Source organism: Rhodovulum marinum, from assembly GCF_004343075.1.
Taxonomy (GTDB): Bacteria; Pseudomonadota; Alphaproteobacteria; order Rhodobacterales; family Rhodobacteraceae; genus Rhodovulum; species Rhodovulum marinum.
Genome location: NZ_SLXP01000011.1, coordinates 73,573 through 88,805 on the forward strand (window position 1 = coordinate 73,573; position 15,233 = coordinate 88,805).

At 68.6% G+C, this 15,233-nt stretch carries 14 protein-coding genes; 3 read left to right on the plus strand and 11 right to left on the minus strand.

The window, feature by feature from the left end; all coding sequences use genetic code 11:
• Positions 1–32: 32 nt before the first annotated feature.
• Complete coding sequence (gene xrtD / locus EV662_RS15290) at positions 33–1,598, minus strand: VPLPA-CTERM-specific exosortase XrtD (RefSeq protein ID WP_243695871.1); 1,566 nt, start codon at positions 1,596–1,598, stop codon at positions 33–35.
• A 512-nt stretch (positions 1,599–2,110) separates the two neighbouring features.
• Here xrtD and EV662_RS15300 point away from each other — a divergent pair.
• The 3 genes from EV662_RS15300 (at position 2,111) to EV662_RS15310 (ending at position 5,790) form a co-directional block, all read left to right on the plus strand.
• Positions 2,111–3,718: a GMC oxidoreductase gene (locus EV662_RS15300; protein WP_132464466.1), complete on the plus strand. Its 1,608-nt coding sequence runs from the start codon at positions 2,111–2,113 to the stop codon at positions 3,716–3,718.
• Complete coding sequence (locus EV662_RS15305; RefSeq protein WP_132464469.1) at positions 3,715–4,107, plus strand: hypothetical protein; 393 nt, start codon at positions 3,715–3,717, stop codon at positions 4,105–4,107. Before EV662_RS15300 ends, EV662_RS15305 begins: the two co-directional genes overlap by 4 nt.
• Positions 4,108–4,233: 126 nt before the next feature.
• Entirely contained in the window at positions 4,234–5,790 is a 1,557-nt protein-coding gene (locus tag EV662_RS15310; RefSeq protein WP_132464472.1) for a hypothetical protein, read from the plus strand.
• A gap of 970 nt (positions 5,791–6,760) precedes the next feature.
• On the opposite strand, the gene EV662_RS15315 is transcribed toward EV662_RS15310, so the two are convergent.
• The 10 genes from EV662_RS15315 to EV662_RS15360 are packed head-to-tail and all read right to left on the minus strand — an operon-like array spanning position 6,761 to position 15,224.
• Positions 6,761–6,988 carry a DUF2274 domain-containing protein gene (locus tag EV662_RS15315; RefSeq protein ID WP_132464475.1) on the minus strand — a complete coding sequence of 76 codons (228 nt, stop codon included), beginning with the start codon at positions 6,986–6,988 and terminating at the stop codon, positions 6,761–6,763.
• On the minus strand, positions 6,985–8,172 hold the full coding sequence (locus EV662_RS15320; RefSeq protein ID WP_243695872.1) for a TraB/TrbI/VirB10 family type IV secretion system protein: 1,188 nt from the start codon (positions 8,170–8,172) through the stop codon (positions 6,985–6,987). Before EV662_RS15320 ends, EV662_RS15315 begins: the two co-directional genes overlap by 4 nt.
• Positions 8,169–9,146, minus strand: a complete 978-nt coding sequence (gene trbG / locus EV662_RS15325) for a P-type conjugative transfer protein TrbG (RefSeq protein WP_132464478.1) — start codon at positions 9,144–9,146, stop codon at positions 8,169–8,171. The genes EV662_RS15320 and trbG overlap by 4 nt, the downstream gene beginning before the upstream one ends.
• A complete protein-coding gene (trbF, locus tag EV662_RS15330; RefSeq protein WP_132464481.1) occupies positions 9,143–9,826 on the minus strand; it encodes a conjugal transfer protein TrbF in 684 nt (227 codons plus the stop codon). Before trbF ends, trbG begins: the two co-directional genes overlap by 4 nt.
• A 1-nt stretch (position 9,827) precedes the next feature.
• A complete protein-coding gene (trbL, locus tag EV662_RS15335; RefSeq protein WP_132464484.1) occupies positions 9,828–11,108 on the minus strand; it encodes a P-type conjugative transfer protein TrbL in 1,281 nt (426 codons plus the stop codon).
• Between the two features lie 4 nt (positions 11,109–11,112).
• Entirely contained in the window at positions 11,113–11,406 is a 294-nt protein-coding gene (trbK-alt, locus tag EV662_RS15340) for a putative entry exclusion protein TrbK-alt (RefSeq protein ID WP_132464487.1), read from the minus strand.
• Positions 11,407–11,410: 4 nt separating this feature from the next.
• Positions 11,411–12,208, minus strand: coding sequence for a P-type conjugative transfer protein TrbJ (gene trbJ, locus EV662_RS15345; protein ID WP_132464490.1), 798 nt, complete (start codon positions 12,206–12,208; stop codon positions 11,411–11,413).
• Positions 12,192–14,666, minus strand: coding sequence for a conjugal transfer protein TrbE (gene trbE, locus EV662_RS15350; protein ID WP_132464493.1), 2,475 nt, complete (start codon positions 14,664–14,666; stop codon positions 12,192–12,194). The genes trbJ and trbE overlap by 17 nt, the downstream gene beginning before the upstream one ends.
• A 4-nt stretch (positions 14,667–14,670) precedes the next feature.
• Complete coding sequence (locus EV662_RS15355; protein ID WP_132464496.1) at positions 14,671–14,940, minus strand: VirB3 family type IV secretion system protein; 270 nt, start codon at positions 14,938–14,940, stop codon at positions 14,671–14,673.
• Positions 14,940–15,224, minus strand: coding sequence for a TrbC/VirB2 family type IV secretion system protein (locus EV662_RS15360; RefSeq protein WP_243695874.1), 285 nt, complete (start codon positions 15,222–15,224; stop codon positions 14,940–14,942). The genes EV662_RS15355 and EV662_RS15360 overlap by 1 nt, the downstream gene beginning before the upstream one ends.
• Positions 15,225–15,233: the final 9 nt, after the last annotated feature.

Sequence of the window (15,233 nt, forward strand, 5' to 3'; positions counted from 1 at the left end):
CCAGGTGCGCACAGCTTTCGTGGCGCCTGCGGTTATCGTGCACTGGTACCGTCGGGAATAAACCGGGGCAATGTCGGCTCCAGATCGCTCAGGACCTCCAGCAGGCGCGCTTCGGCCGCGGCGTCGGGCTCGCCGCGCAGGATCGGCGTCGTCAGCCGGACCAGCGCGCCATCGGTACGGCCCGTCCGGGCACCGTCGACCATCAACCAGAATTTCGCAGCATAATCGAGTGCGATGCGGCGGTGCTTCTGCTGGAACCAGTAATAGACCATCATCCGCGTCTCGCCCCTCTGGATGATCGCGCGGTTGATGTTGAAAGGCTGCACGCTACCCACCGCCCCCGAAATGTCGGTGCGTTCCAGCCAGGCGATTTCCCAGCCTGCACCGGGAAGGCAGATCTCGGGAGAATGCACGCCGCCCCTGCTCTGATCGGCATACCAAGCCATAAACAGACCCACCGACGCTTCCTCCCCAGCCTTGGCGAGCGTGACCTGGTGGTAGTCGTCTGCGGCCAGGTTCTGTTCGACGCCGGGGGTGAGATATTGCCGAGGCCCGTCCTGCCGCCATTCCCCAAGCGTGCGCGGGAACAGCACGAAACTCTCGCGCGCAGGTGCGACGGCCCCGCGCTCGGGCATGGCCTGCAGCGCGGCCAACGCGGCCAGAACGATGCCGACGGAAGCGATCAGCGCCGTCGAGGGGCGCAGGTATTGCAGCCGCATGAGTTGCGGGGCAAAGCCGGTCGTGTCGAGATCGAGCGCCTCGGCCAACCCGGGTCGCCCGGGATGGAAGAACAGCATCAGCCGTGCGAGGCCGAAAAGGATCACGATCGAGCACAGGAAGATCACCCAGCCTTCGAAGAAATGGGTGAACCCTTCCAGCCAGTCGAGCCCGTAATACTGCACGATGATCCCGGCGACCGCGATCCGGATCGAGTTCATGACAATCGCGATCGGCACCGCCGAGACCAGCAGCACCGCCTTGTGCCATTTCGGTCCCTGATAGAGTACCGCGAAGATGTAAGAGAAGCTGAGGATCGGGAACATGTAGCGCAGGCCGGAACAGGCCTCGGCCACGTGCAACTTGGTCACCCCCAGGTCGATGATGTTGCCCTCGAGAAAGACCGGGATCGACAAGAGCTTGAGAAACCACACCCCCAGTTCCGACGAGATGAACTGCAGGTAGGTGGAGACCTTGTAATAGAGCACGCCGGGAAGCGGCAGCATGTAGACCAGATGCAGCACCGGCGGCCAGAAATGCTTGCCCGTGCTCCAGCCGAAGCTGACCAGCAGGATGCCGCCTACCCACAGGATCAACCCGTAGGCCACGATGTCGCCGATGTTGCTGAGGATGCCGAGCGCGCCCAGCAGCACCGCAAAGACGATCAGCAGCACCCCCGGCCAGCGATCGGATTTCGGGCCCGGTTCGGGCGGATACTGCTTGAGCTCGCGCAGGAACATCAGCGCCGAGAGCACCGGGATCAGTGGCCCGTGGCTGTATTCGGGAAGCTGCCAGGCGGTGAGCAGTGCGTCGATGCCGCTCCAGAAGAAGACCCCTGCCGCCAGGACGGCGAGCAGAAGCCAAAAGATGCCCCAGGACATGGACAATGACGTCCCCGAGCGGCTCCAAAAACTCGGCAGGGAGAGAGACATTCAACAATCCTTCCGGCAAACGGCGGCCTTTGAAACAAGGGCCACATTGTCAGATTCATCGCGGGACTTCTATCCCGCACAGACCTGTCCTGACACGAACTTGAGGATGTCGGCGGGGACTGCGGCCGGTTCTGGAGACAATGCCAGACGACGCGCCCGATTGGACATCGCCCGGGATACTGCCGCGACGCGCAAGCCACAATATGGGGCGGCGCGGTGCAGATCAAATGTGGGCAAGCTGCCGAAGCGGGCCGCCCTGATGGACGACGCCGAGGAGGACGTGCTGGCTTCCATGACCTTCCCCGCCCCGCATTGTTCGAAGCTGTACGCGGCTCCGCCATCGCTCCGGGGCAGACCGAGCGGGCACCGGCGTCGCCCGACGGCCTCTGGACCGGAGCGCATGCATGCCCTAACAGATCAGTCATGCCCATCCGGTTCGGAATGGACGGAAGGAGTTCGGCATGTTCCTTGATGGTCGACAACGGTCGGATCTGCCGGAAACGGATTACGACATCATCATTGTCGGCGCGGGCCCGGCCGGGATTACCCTGACGCAAGAGCTTGAATCCACCGGTCTCCGGATCGCCCTGCTGGAAAGCGGCGGCGAGGAATACGACGATGCCTGCCAGGATCTCAACGACGGCCGGATCGAGGGCAACGACGACGAGTACGATCTGGCATCCAGCCGGCTGCGCTATCTCGGCGGTACCTCGAACCACTGGGGCGGGCATTGCACGCCGCTCGACCCGATCGATTTCGCGCGGGCGCCGGCGACGGGGTTTTCGGGCTGGCCCTTTGGCCACGCGGATCTCGCCCCCTATTACGAAGGGGCGCATCCCTATTGCGATCTGGGGCGGTACGAGTATGCGCTCGACGCGCTGGCGCCGCCCGATCCCGATTTGCGGCTGCTGCCGGACAACCCGGAGGTCGAAACCGCCATCCTGCGCCAGAGCGAACCGACCCGGTTCGGCCAGAAATACCGCAAAGCGCTGGCCGCCAGCGAGACCGTCCATGTCTGGCTCTGGACCAACGCGGTGCGGGTCGCGACCGGCCCGCAGGACAGCCCCGTGGTCGAGACACGCACGCTTGACGGGGTCGAACGGCGGTTTACCGGCAAGGCGGTCGTGCTGGCCGCCGGCACCATTGAGGCCACGCGGCTCTTGCTGTGGTCGAATGCCCGGAACGGCACCCGGGCCGGCGATGCGGGCGATCTGCTCGGCCGCTGTTACATGGACCACCCTTCCGGCGGGGCGGCGTTCCTGCATTTCTCCGCGCCGATCGCCAATGCGCTTTACTGGAGCGATATCGATACCTATGCCGACGACGGCGTGCCGCTGCATTTCGTCTGGCGCCTGAGCGATGCGGCGCTGGAAAAGCGCGATCTGCCGAATTTCCACTATTTCGTCATTCCGTTCCTGGACGATGACGAGACCCGTGCCCGGCGCCAAGCGGCCGATTCCGGCCTGGCCTCGCTCAAGCGGATCGGGAAATGGGCGCTGGGGCGCGATATCGGAGCGAAGCCGTTTTCCTTCGGCACCGAGTATTGCAACGTCATCGAGAATACAGACGAATTTGTTGCCGACCGGACGCATCGGATGCTGTCCAGGCCCGGCTACAACCTTGCGCTTCTGAAATACGAGGCCGAACAAAGGCCCGACCGCACCAACCGGATCACGCTCGACCCCGTCGAGACCGATGCGCTCGGCATGCCACGACCGGTGCTGACCTGGTCGCCCTCGGCCGATGACATGGAAGCCGTGCGCCAGAGCGCGATGCTGTTCGGCCAGTTCGCCGGGGCAGCCGGACTTGGCCGGATACAATTGGAAGACTATGGCGACGACCCCTATTGGGGCACCACGACCGCCTGGCACCAACTCGGCGCCCTCAGGATGGCCGACAGCCCCACTTCCGGCGTCGTCGACCGCGACTGTCGCGTGCACGGCACCCAGGCCCTTTATGTCGCCAGCGGCGCGGTCTTTCCCACCGTCGGGCGCGCCAACCCGACGCTGACCATCGTGGCCCTGTCGGTCCGGCTGGCCGATCACCTGAAGACGAGGTTCCAGGCATGACCGCGTTTCCGCGCCGCACGGTCCTGATCGGGGGGCTGTCCGTTCTGGGGGGCGGGGCGCTTGCCTATGGCGGGTCGCTCGCCGTCTGCACCGGCGGGTTCCGACTTGCGGGGATCGTGGCCCCGCTGCGATGGGCATTGCCCGATATCGCGGACCCCGAGCGGGTCGGCCGCGCCTATCTCGCCGCCGAGGGCCCGGAGCGGATCGCGCGGGCGGTCCTGGACCGGCCCGATCTCACCGAGATGGCCTTGCTCCTGGACGCCGATGCGCGCCGGATCCGCCTCGAGGCGCGGATCCGCCAGGACTTCGCCGCCGGCGAGACCGTTCTTGCCGGGAACTGGGTGGTCGCGCGAACCGAGGCCCTGATCGCCGCCGCGGCTCGGATTTGACGCCGGTCGGAACGCGGCGCCAGCGGGCAGGACATGCATGGGGAACGCTTCGATGATCAAACCGCCCCGGACCCTACCCAGACGGCCGGGTTAGGCGGTTCCGGCCTGAAGACGGGATATCTCTCCATGGATCGACTGGAAAAGCGCATCGCCCTCTCCTGTCTGCTCGGGACGGCTCTGTTGGCCGGGCTCGTGCTGCTCAACGCTCTTTTCGGGGTTTTCTACGACACCGATCATTTCGGCGACACGCTCTTCCTGCTGGGGGCCGGCTGGCGCGTGGCGCAGGGGCTGACCCCGGTCATCGATTTCGGCCATTTCTACGGCGGCGTCATGGCCGAGGGGATCGCGGCAACCATGGCGCTCTTCGGGCCCGGTGCCTTCGCCTTCGACTATTTCACGCTGCTCCTGCTGGGGGCCCTGAGCGCCACGGCGGGCGTTATCCTGTTCCGCCGGATGTCCTTGGCCGGGATGGCCGCGGTGATCCTGACGCTCGCGACCCTGATGCTGACCCGCTATCCGCTGGAACTCAACGATCCCATCATCGGCGTCGTCTCGACCCATTCCTTCCTGTACAACCGCGTCGGCCTGGCCCTGCTGCTGCTTGCCGGTCTCTATTCTGCGCTGCGCGCGGCCTCCCCGCGCGGCGATCTCCTGCCCGGCGTCCTCGTCGGCTTGCTCGTCGTACTCGCGATGCTCACCAAGCCGACCTTCGCAGTCCTGGCCCCCGCCGTGCTTCTGGCCCTGGCCCTGCAAAGGCGCTGGCACGGGCTGGGGGCCGTCCTCATCGGCATGGTCGCGGCGCTCGCGGTTCTGGACCCAACGCTGCAAAGATGGCTTGGCGCGCTTGCCTATGCCCAGGCCCAGGTCGGCGACAAGGACAGCGCCCAGGTCGGGCTGCTGATGCGCAAGGCCGTGCAGATTCCCCTGGCCCAGCCGGTCGCGACGACCTTCGCCCTTGCCGCGCTAGCCACCCTGTTCGTGACCCGCACGCAGCGCGCCGCCGCGCTCGGTCTTGTCGTGGTGTCTGGGGCCGGGGTCGGCATGGCCGCCACCATGGGCGGTAATGGCAGCCTGGGCCAGCTCGCCCTGCCCATGGCCATCCTGATCGCGCTGGCCGCTGCCGAAATCGCCCACCGCGCCAATCTGGCCCCCGCCTTCACGCTGCGGGCCATCGCCTTCTGCCTGGTCGCAGCCTTCGCCCTGCCCCATGGCGCCAACCTCGCCCGGGCAGCAATCGAAGGCTATGCACAGCGTGACCGGATGCTGATTTCCGAAGGGCCCTATGCGTCCTATCTCGCCCTGTCAAAGGGGGTGGGCCGGAACAGCACCCCGGCGGCGCAGTACGAGATGCTGGCCGACGGGATCGCGGCACTGCACCGGCTGGGCGATCCGTCGCAATGGGGCATCGTCGCGGATAACGGCGTGATCTTCGAACACGCCATCCTCGGCCGGCCGGTGCCCGGCTATCCGTTATGGCAGCGGCCAGAGGCGCCGGAACTGGCCCCCGATCTGCCTATCGCGCCAGAGGCCGATATCGCGATGATCGGTCGATCAGGTACAATGGGAGAGGTCGGCCGCATCCTGACCGCAAAGCTCCGTCCCGATTTCATCCCCTGCACCACCTCGACGCATTGGACGATCCATGTGCGCCGCACCAGCGCGATCGCCTGCCCGACCCGTTGAGCCATATTGACCGATTCGACACGCCGCGTTAACCTTTATTAATGCGTTTCGATTGTTTTAGGGTCAAATTAAAGTGTTAAAGTTTCTCCGGCTCATTTTCGCATCCGCCCTGCTTTTCCCGCATCCCGGTGACGCCGCGACATATCTGTGGGAGTTCGATATCGAACTGACCAGCATGAGTGTTTCGCTGCTGGGAGTTGGGGTCGAGCCCTCAAACACGGATCACCATGATCCAGCCAATCTCGGAGTGCCTGATTATGACCAGTATTTTGTCACCCCGGATATGACCGACGACCCGATCGTTCAAAAGATATTCGATGACTACCATGCATTCTCGTATTTGCGCGACTCAGTCGACCGGGTCGGGATCCGATTTGACGGAGTCCGCACCGAATGCCTGTATGGCGCGTTTTGCCGTGCTTCTACTGGGTGGGACGCTTGGCGGTATTCGATGCACGTCATTTTGACCGCAGACGGTGTGCCCTACATCACAGATTGGTACACCGTTCTTCCTCCTTATTACTGGTCCTGGACCGGATCGCCACCCGGCGGTAGGACGGTGTCCTTTTATGACGACTCCGTCGGACGCCCCGCCACGATCGACGGCTATAGGGCAAGTTGGAGTTTTGAACGTGCATCTTTCCGCGTGACCAACGAGTCTCTGTGGAGACTCGAGTCCGTGCCTTCCCCCGTCCCCATTCCGGCAGGCCTCCCCCTGCTCGCATCCGCCCTTGCGGTCCTGGCATATCGATACCGTCGCGGGGCGGTCACATCGTCAGGGTCAATAGTCCGCCGACATTCGGGGAACAGCGGTCGACCATCGAACGTCAGATGCCGTGACCCCCGCCGCGCATCCCGCTAAAACCAGAGGCAAAGGGTGACAATTGCCCCTTGCGCCGGCGGAGCCAGGGGCGATTGGCACCGCGGTTCAGGTGCGCAGGCAAGACGCGTTCTGGAACGAACATCGCTTTCATTCCAAGGGTTTATTTCCCCTGCGCATCCTCGCGAACCCCCTGTCCGTCGCCATGAACCGGGCGAGCATGGGGGCGACGAGGCGGGCGGGGTCGAGGTCCTGCCCGGTCTGCTGGCCGAGAACCGCGGCATAGTCGCAGAGGTCTCGGTGGACGTCGGCGGGCAGCTCGGCGGTGAGCTTGACGGGCTTGTCGTCGGGGAGGACGCCGAGCTTGAGTTTGGTCATCGCACTTCTCCGAGCGGCTCGAGGATCAGGTCGCGGGTGACCATGACGCGGACGGGGAAGCCCGGGCGTATGGTCAGGGTCGGGGGAACGGCGAGCTGGCGGCGAACGATCTCGTCGCCGGTGCGGCCGATGGTGTCCTGCGCAGCCTCGCGGATGGCGCGGGCGATGTCATCCTCGCTGTCGCTGTCCTGTTCGAGGCCGAGGTTCAGGAGCGTGGCGAGGCCGGCGGCCAGCAGGATGCGGCGCCAGTGGGTGTCGACGCGGTCCTCGAGGCCCGCGGCGCCCGCGGCATCGGTGCCGGGCTCGCGGGTCAGGGTGATCGAGCGGCCATCGGGCAGGATCAGGCGGGTCCAGACCAGCAGCAGGCGGGTCTGCCCGGCGGCGACGCGGCTGTCGTATTCGCCGAGGAGCCGCGCGCCCTGGGGGATCAGCAGGTAGCGGCCCGAGGGGCTGTCATAGACCGGCGCGGTGACCTGGGCCGCGATCTGGCCGGGCAGATCGGAGCGCAGGCCGGTGATGAGCGCGGCCGGGATGACGCTGCCTGCCTGCAGGATGTAGGGGCTCGGCGGCGGGGCAAGCCGCTCGGCGCTGACCGGGTCGCGACCGGTCGGGCGGGTCAGGAAGGCCTCGGGCTCGGCCACCCCATCGGGGGTGCCGGCACCCGCAGAGAGCGTCGGGAACATCCCCGGCGCGGCGGGCGGTGATGCGGCAGGCGCGCCGCCGCGCGGGACGGTCTGCGTCTCGGCGAAGAGCGCGCTGAGGCGGGCGGCCTCGATCTCCTGCAGGCGGCGTTGTTCATCCGGATCCATCGGGGCTGGGCCCGCGACGACGGGACCGGCGGGCACGGCCACGCCGCGCTCCTGCGCGGCGACGGTGGGGCGGCCAAGATAGCCGGGTAGCGGCGGGCCGAGACGCGGGATGTCGGCATAGGAGCCGGGCAGCCGCGAGAGGCCCTCGGCCGCCTGGACGCGGTCGGTGGAGAAGAGCTCGGTCGGGTCTTCGGCCCCGCGCCGATCCTGCAGGGCGACGGTGAGGATGGCACCGAGCCCCAGCCCTCCGACGGCGGTGGCGAGCGCGATGGCCTTGCGCGACAGGCGCATGACGTGGGGCGGGTCCGGGCGCAGGCGCAGGGTCTCGGCGATCTCGGCCTCGGTTTGCGGGCGGTCGGGATCGGTCGCGGTCATCGGCCCTGCTCCTCGGGGTTCCGGGCATGGCGTGGCGCGGGCGGTCGGCCATCGCTGCGCACGATCCGCACCACTTCCTGCCGCCCGGCGCCGAGGCGCAGTTCGGCAGCGGCGAAGAGCCGGTCGACGATCAGCACATTGCCCCGCACGCGTGTGTTGGCGATCTCGGGGCCGCCACCGGGACCGATGACGAAGAGCGGCGGCATCTCGCCCTGCGCGATCCCGGGCGGGAAGACGATGTAGACCCGGCGCCCGTCGTCGAAGGCCGAGACCGGCCGCCAGGGCGGATTGGCGCCCGCGAGCGCGTAGCGGTAGCGCCGGTCGGCCTCGGGCGGGATGGTCGGGCGGCTTGATGTCTGCGCCCGCCGCGGCGTCGGCGCCTCGGGATAGGCCCAGGCGACGGCGGGCATCCAGATGTCGTCGCTGGCGCGGAGCTCGATGTGATAGCTGCGCCGGTCGGTGTTGACGACGAGGTTGGTGGCGATGTCGGGGCGCGTCGGCTTGACGAGGACATGGATCCGGGCGGTGCGGCCCGCGCCGCTGGTGGTGTCGCCGATGATCCAGCGCGCGGTGTCGCCCGCGGCGATCGGGCCGGGGCCGGTCAGCCGCTCGCCGGGTTCGAGTGCGATGCTGGTGATCTGGCCCGGCGCGGCATGGACCTGGTAGAGCGCGCCCTCGGACCAGGGGAAGACCTGCAGCGCGTTGTAGTAGCCTTCGCGCCGGGGCTCGACCCGAGCGGCGGCATTGGCGGCGAGGATGCGCGCCTCGGTCGTCGCGGCATCGGGGTCGCCGCCGCGCGCCGGGGTCCAGGCGGGCGGCATGTGGACGGGGCGCGGGGGCCGATCCGCGGCCGGGGCCGGGGGCGGCGCCAGCGCGGGCACCCGGTCGTCATAGGCGATCCCGGGCAACTGCGCCCGAGCGCAGGCGGTGAGCGCGGTGGCGGCAAGCAGAAGGACGGGCATCGGGGCTTTCATGACGCGTTCTCCCGCGACCAGTTGATGGCATGGACATAGACGCCGAGCGGGTTGGCGCGCAGCCGCTCCATCTCGCGCGGCGGCTGGATCACGACGGTCAGGATCGCGGTCCAGCGTTCGGTGGCGGCGAGTTGGCCGTTCTCGTAGCGGCGCTCGACCCAGGCGACGCGGAAGCTCGTGTCCGAGGCGCGGATGACGCTCGAGACCTCGACCGCGACCTGCATGTCGCCGACCCGGGCGAAGGGATCGGCCGCCCGGGCATGGTCGTTGAGGGCGATGGTCCCGCGATCCGTGGCGAAGTCGTAGGCGCGCAGCCAGTTCTGGCGCAGCACGATCGGATCGGCCGGGACCTGCCGGACATGCTCGACGAAGCGGGCGAGGTGCCAGGCGATCTGCGGATCGGTCGGGCGGTACTGGGCCAAGGCCGGGGCGACGGCCTGCGCGGCTCCGAGGCTGTCGACCTCGACGACATAGGGCACCACGGTTCCGCGCGCCGAGTGCCAGACGAGGGCGGCCGACAGCCCGGCCGAAAGCGCGAGACAGCCCATGGCCATCAGCCGCCAGTTCCGGGCCTGCACGCGGGCCGAGCCGATGCGTTCGTCCCAGACCTGGGCGGCCTTCTGGTAGGGGGTGACGGGGTCCGGGGTGGTGGCGTAACGGATGCTCGGTCGTCGAAACATGTCAGGACCTTTCGGAGAGGCTGACGGCCGTCCCGCCGCCGCCGTGATCGCCGGAGCGGATCACGTGGGCCGCGGTGCTGACGCCGTGATGGAGGGATTGCTGGCGCTTCATCCGCCGCGCCCAGGCGGGCGAGCCGTCATTGGCCGGGGCGGGAACCCCTGCCCCCGAAACGCCGCCGGTCGCGGCCCAGGCGGCCTGCGCGCCGGACCGGGCGCTGTCGGCGAGCGCCCGGCGGAGCGGGCTGATCGCGGTGACGGCGCCCGCGCGGGCCATCGCGGCCGCCCCGCCCACAGCCTTTCCGGGAAGGCTCGACCCCCCGGCGGCGCCGAGACGGTAGGCCGTGGCGGCGCCTGACCCGACGGCGGTGCCGCCACGGAGGCCGGCGCCGGCAGCGGCCAGCCCCATGCGCGTGGCGGCGGCCCCGCCCACCGCCGCGCCACCGACCGCGAGGCCGGTGCCGACGGCCGCGCCGGCGCCCAGCTGCGGGCCGCCCGAGACGATGCCGTTGGCGATGCCGGGTCCGAAGATGCCGAGGGCGAGCAGCGCCAGCGCGCCGAGGACCACCGACATCGCGTCGTTGATCGTGGGCTCGCCTGCGAAGCCTGCGGTGAACTCGCCGAAGACCGTCGAGCCGATGCCGACGATCACGGCCAGCACCAGCACCTTGACGCCCGAGGAGATGACGAGACCCAGCACACGCTCGGCCATGAAGGCGGTCTTGCCGAAGAGGCCGAAGGGGACCAGCACGAAGCCCGCGAGCGTGGCGAGCTTGAACTCGATCAGCGTGACGAAGAGCTGGATCGACAGGATGAAGAAGGACAGCAGGACGACGATCCAGGCGAAGGCGAGGATGCCGATCTGGACGATGTTGTCGAAGAAGGCGACATAGCCGGTCAGATCCGCGATGGCGGCGAGGATCGGCTGGCCGGCGTCGAGCCCGACCTGGGCGATGCGCCCGGGCCGCAGCAGGTCGGCGGCGGAGAGGGTGCCGCCGGCGGCGACCAGGCCAAGGCCCGCGAAGCTCTCGAACACGATACGGGCGAGGTCGTTCCAGTTGCCGATCAGGTAGGCGAAGACCCCGACGAAAAGGGTCTTCCTGACCAGCCGGGCCAGGATGTCCTCGTCCGCGCCCCAGGCCCAGAAGAGCGCGGCGAGCGTGATGTCGATCACGATCAGCGTGGTGGCGAGGAAGGCGACATCGCCGCCCAGGAGACCGAAGCCGGAATCGATGTAGGAGGCGAAGACCTCGAGGAACCGGTCGATGACACCGACGCCGCCCATGGGGTCACTCCGTTCCGGCCGGGGCGTCACCCGGCGTGTCATTGGTCGCCGACGGCAGGCCGAAGAAGCGCCGCCGGGACTCCGCCCAGGCGGCACGACAGTCGGTGGCGGTGGCATAGTCCTCGGGTGCGAGGGTGCGGCAGCGTTCGAGCGTGGTGCGGAGCGGATCAGCTTCGGCCGCGGGGGCGACCCGGTCGTTGCCCCTGCTGCGGCCCAGTTCGACCAGGGCGGCCAGCCCGGCCGCGAGGCCGAGGGCGAGGGCTATGAGCTTCAGGACCTGCGGTGCGCCGATCTTCATCGCCTCAGTCCCGGAACAGGCGGGCGTTGCCCGGCCGGTAGCCGGTGCCGTAGTCGAGGAACCGCGCGAGGTTCTCCTTGCCCTGCGCCTCGGCCGAGGCGGCGCGGGCAGCCTCCAGCGCCGCGGCCCGGTTCTGGGCGGCGACGGCGGCGGTCAGATCGGCGATTTGCGTCGATTGGAGCGCCAGGAGCTGGTTCCCGGCCTGGGCCGCCTGCAGCGCGCCGACCGCGCCCTGGCTTTCCCGGACGAGGGTCTCCATCTGACCGCGGGCCGCCTCGATGTTGCCGACAACCCCCGCCTGCACCCGCAGTGCGTCTTCGAAGCCCGCGACGGAGGTCTCCCACCGCTGGCGTGCGCCTGCGATCATTGCGTCGAAATCGCCCTCGGCCGCGGCGGCGCCGTAATCCCGGGCGAAGGCCTCTTCGATCGCGGCGACATCGAAGGCGAGGCTTTCGGCGTCTGCCAGCAAGGCTTGCGTCTCGCCCACCGCCTGCTGCAGCCGGGCGAGCGAGGAATGCGGCAGGCGCGCAAGGTTCAGCGCGTCGTTCAACAGCATCTGCGCCTGGTTCTGAAGCTGCGCGATCTGGTTGTTGATCTGTTCGAGCGCCCGGGCGGCCGAGAGGATGTTCTCGGCATGGTTGCGCGGGTCGTAGACGATCCGGCCCCCGCCCCCGAGCCCGAAGAGCGCCTGGGCGGGCGTTGCCATGATCGGGGTCAGCACGGGTGCCAGTGCGAGCGCCGAGGCGATCACTCCGGCGGTGAGACTGCGGGGTTTGGTCGGGCGATCAGGGCTGCGGGTCATGGTCTGTCTCCTTCGGGTCAGGGGTGGGTGGTTCCGCGCCGGCGGTCGCCGGTCCGAGCAACTCGACCGCCCAGTCGAGCCCGCGATGGCGGAGCCAGGCTGCGGCGAACCCTGCGCGGCCGTGCTGGGCGAGGATGTCGAAGATCGCGGCCTGGTCGGCCTTGGACGAGGCGGCGGAAAAGGCCAGCGCGACTTCGCCCAAACCCAACGAGAACAACCGGTTGCCGCGGCGCGACTGGCAGTAATAGTCGCGCTTCGGGATCGCGCGCGCGACGATCTCGATCTGCCGGTCGTTCAGCCCGAAGTTCCGGTAGATGCGCGCGATCTGCGGTTCGACGGCGCGCTCGTTGGGCAGGAAGATGCGGGTGGGGCAGCTCTCGACGATGGCGGGCGCGATGAGCGATCCGTCGATATCGGCCAGCGACTGGGTGGCGAAGACGACGAAAGCGTTCTTCTTCCTGAGCGTCTTCAGCCATTCGCGCAGCTGCCCGCCGAAATTGGCGTCATCCAGCGCGAGCCAGCCCTCGTCGATCAGGATCATCGTGGGCCGGCCGTCGAGCCGCGCCTCGATCCGGTGGAAGAGATAGGCCAGCACCGCGGGTGCTGCGGGCGAGCCGATCAGCCCCTCGGTCTCGAGGGCCAGCACATCGGCCTGGCCCAGCTCCTCGGCTTCGGCATCGAGGAGCCGCCCGAAGGGCCCGCCGAGGCAGAAGGGCTTGAGCGCGCGCTTGAGTTCGGTCGATTGCAGTAGGACCGAAAGGCCCGTGAGCGTGCGCTCCTCGACCGGGGCCGAGGCGAGCGAGGTCAGCGCCGACCAGAGGTGATCGCGCGCGACAGGTTCGATGGTCGCCCCTTCGCGGCCCAGGATCCCGGCCAGCCAGTCCTGCGCCCAGGTGCGTTCCGCGGCCTCGTCGATCCGGGCGAGCGGTTGCAGCTGCACCGCGGGGTCCTCGTCAGCCAGCGCCTCGCCCAGGTTCTCCCAATCCCCGCCCATGGCGAGCGTGGCGCAGCGGATCGAGCCGCCGAAATCGAAGGCAAAGACCTGCGCACCGGCATAACGGCGGAATTGCAGCGCCATGAGGGCCAGCAGGACCGACTTGCCCGCCCCGGTCGGCCCGACTACAGCCATGTGGCCGACATCGCCGACATGGGTGGAAAACCGGAACGGGGTCGAGCCCTCGGTCTCGGCGTGGAAGAGCGGCGGGCCCTGGAGGTGATCGTTGCGCGCGGGGCCCGCCCAGACCGCCGAGACCGGGATCATGTGCGCGAGGTTCAGCGTCGAGATCGGGGGCTGGCGGATATTGGCGTAGAGATGCCCGGGCAGCGAGCCGAGCCAGGCCTCGAGCGCGTTCAGCGTTTCCGGGATGCAGGTGAAATCGCGGCCCTGCACGATCTTCTCGGCCGCCTGGAGCTTGGCTTCGGCCGCGCGGGGATCCTCATCCCAGACCGTGATCGTGGCGGTGACATAGGCGGCACCCGCCGCATCGGCGCCAAGCTCCTGCAGCGCCTTGTCGGCATCGGCCGCCTTGTTGGCCGCGTCGCTGTCGAGCAGCGTCGAGGCCTCGTTGGTCATCACCTCCTTCAGGATCGCGGCCACCGACTTGCGCTTGGCGAACCACTGGCGGCGGATGCGGGTGAAGAGGCGGGCCGCATCGGTCTTGTCGAGGCAGATCGCCCGTGTGCACCAGCGATACTCGAAGGCCTGGCCGTTCAACTCGTCCAAGAGCCCCGGCCAGGTGGCACTGGGAAGCCCGAGGATCGTCAGCGTGCGCAAGTGCATGGACCCGAGCCGCGGGGCGAGGCCTCCGAGGAGCGGCGCGTCGGCCAGCACCGCGTCGAGATGCATCGGCACCTCGGGCACCCGCACACGCTGGCGCCGCGTCGAGATAGTGGAATGGAGGTAGGTCAGCGTCTCGGCATCCGTCAGCCACGCTGCCTCGGGCATGACCCCTTCGAGCAGGTCGAGGAAGCGGTCGGTGCGGCCGGTGAAGCCGGCGAGGAGTTCCGCCGGGTCGGTACCTTGTGCGGGCGCGTTCTCGATCAGCCAGCCCCCGGCGCGGCGGGCCTCGTCGGCGGGCGGCAACCAGACCAGCGTCAGGACATACGTGCTCTCGAAATGCGCCTGTTCCTCTTCGAACTGTGCCCGCCGCTCGGCATCGACCAGCGCCGAGACCGGGTCGGGGAAATCCGAGGCCGGATAGTCCTGCGCCGGGATCCGCTGCGCTTCGACGAAGACGGCCCAGCCGGACCCCAGCCGCCGGAGCGCCGCGTTCAGCCGTGCCGAGGTGGCGACCAGTTCGGCGGGCGTGGCGGAGTCGAGATCGGGCCCGCGGAACCGGGCGCTGCGCTGCAGGCTGCCGTCCTTGTTCAGGATCACGCCCGGGGCGACCAGCGCCGCCCATGGCAGGAAATCCGCGAGCGATACGGGCTTGCTTCGGTATTCGGCGAGGCGCAGCATCGGTTCAGACCCCGAACCAGGACGGGTAGCGCAGGTGCCGCCGTGCGACCTCGGCAATCTGCGCGTCGCGCCTCGCGGCCCAGACGGCCAGGAGATGACCGATCAGCCAGAAGGCGAGCCCGACCAGCCAGAGCCGCAGCCCCAGCCCGATGGCGGCGGCGAGCGTGCCGTTGGCGATGGCGATGGCGCGCGGCGCGCCCGCGAGCAGGATCGGATCGATCAGGGCGCGGTGAACCGGCGCGAGATAACCGGGAATGTCGGTCGGGCTCTCCATCAGATCAGCGCCCCACCGCCGAAGGAGAAGAAGGAGAGGAAGAAGCTCGAGGCCGCGAAGGCGATGGAGAGGCCGAACACGATCTGCACGAGCCGCCGGAACCCGCCGCCGGTGTCGCCGAAGGCCAGCGTCAGGCCGGTGACGATGATGATGATCACCGCGACGATCTTGGCGACCGGGCCCTCGATCGACTCGAGGATCGACTGGAGCGGCGCTTCCCAAGGCATGCCCGACCCGGCGGCCAGCGCCGGAGTGGAGATCAGGACGGATGTCGCGGCGAGGATGGCAAGGCC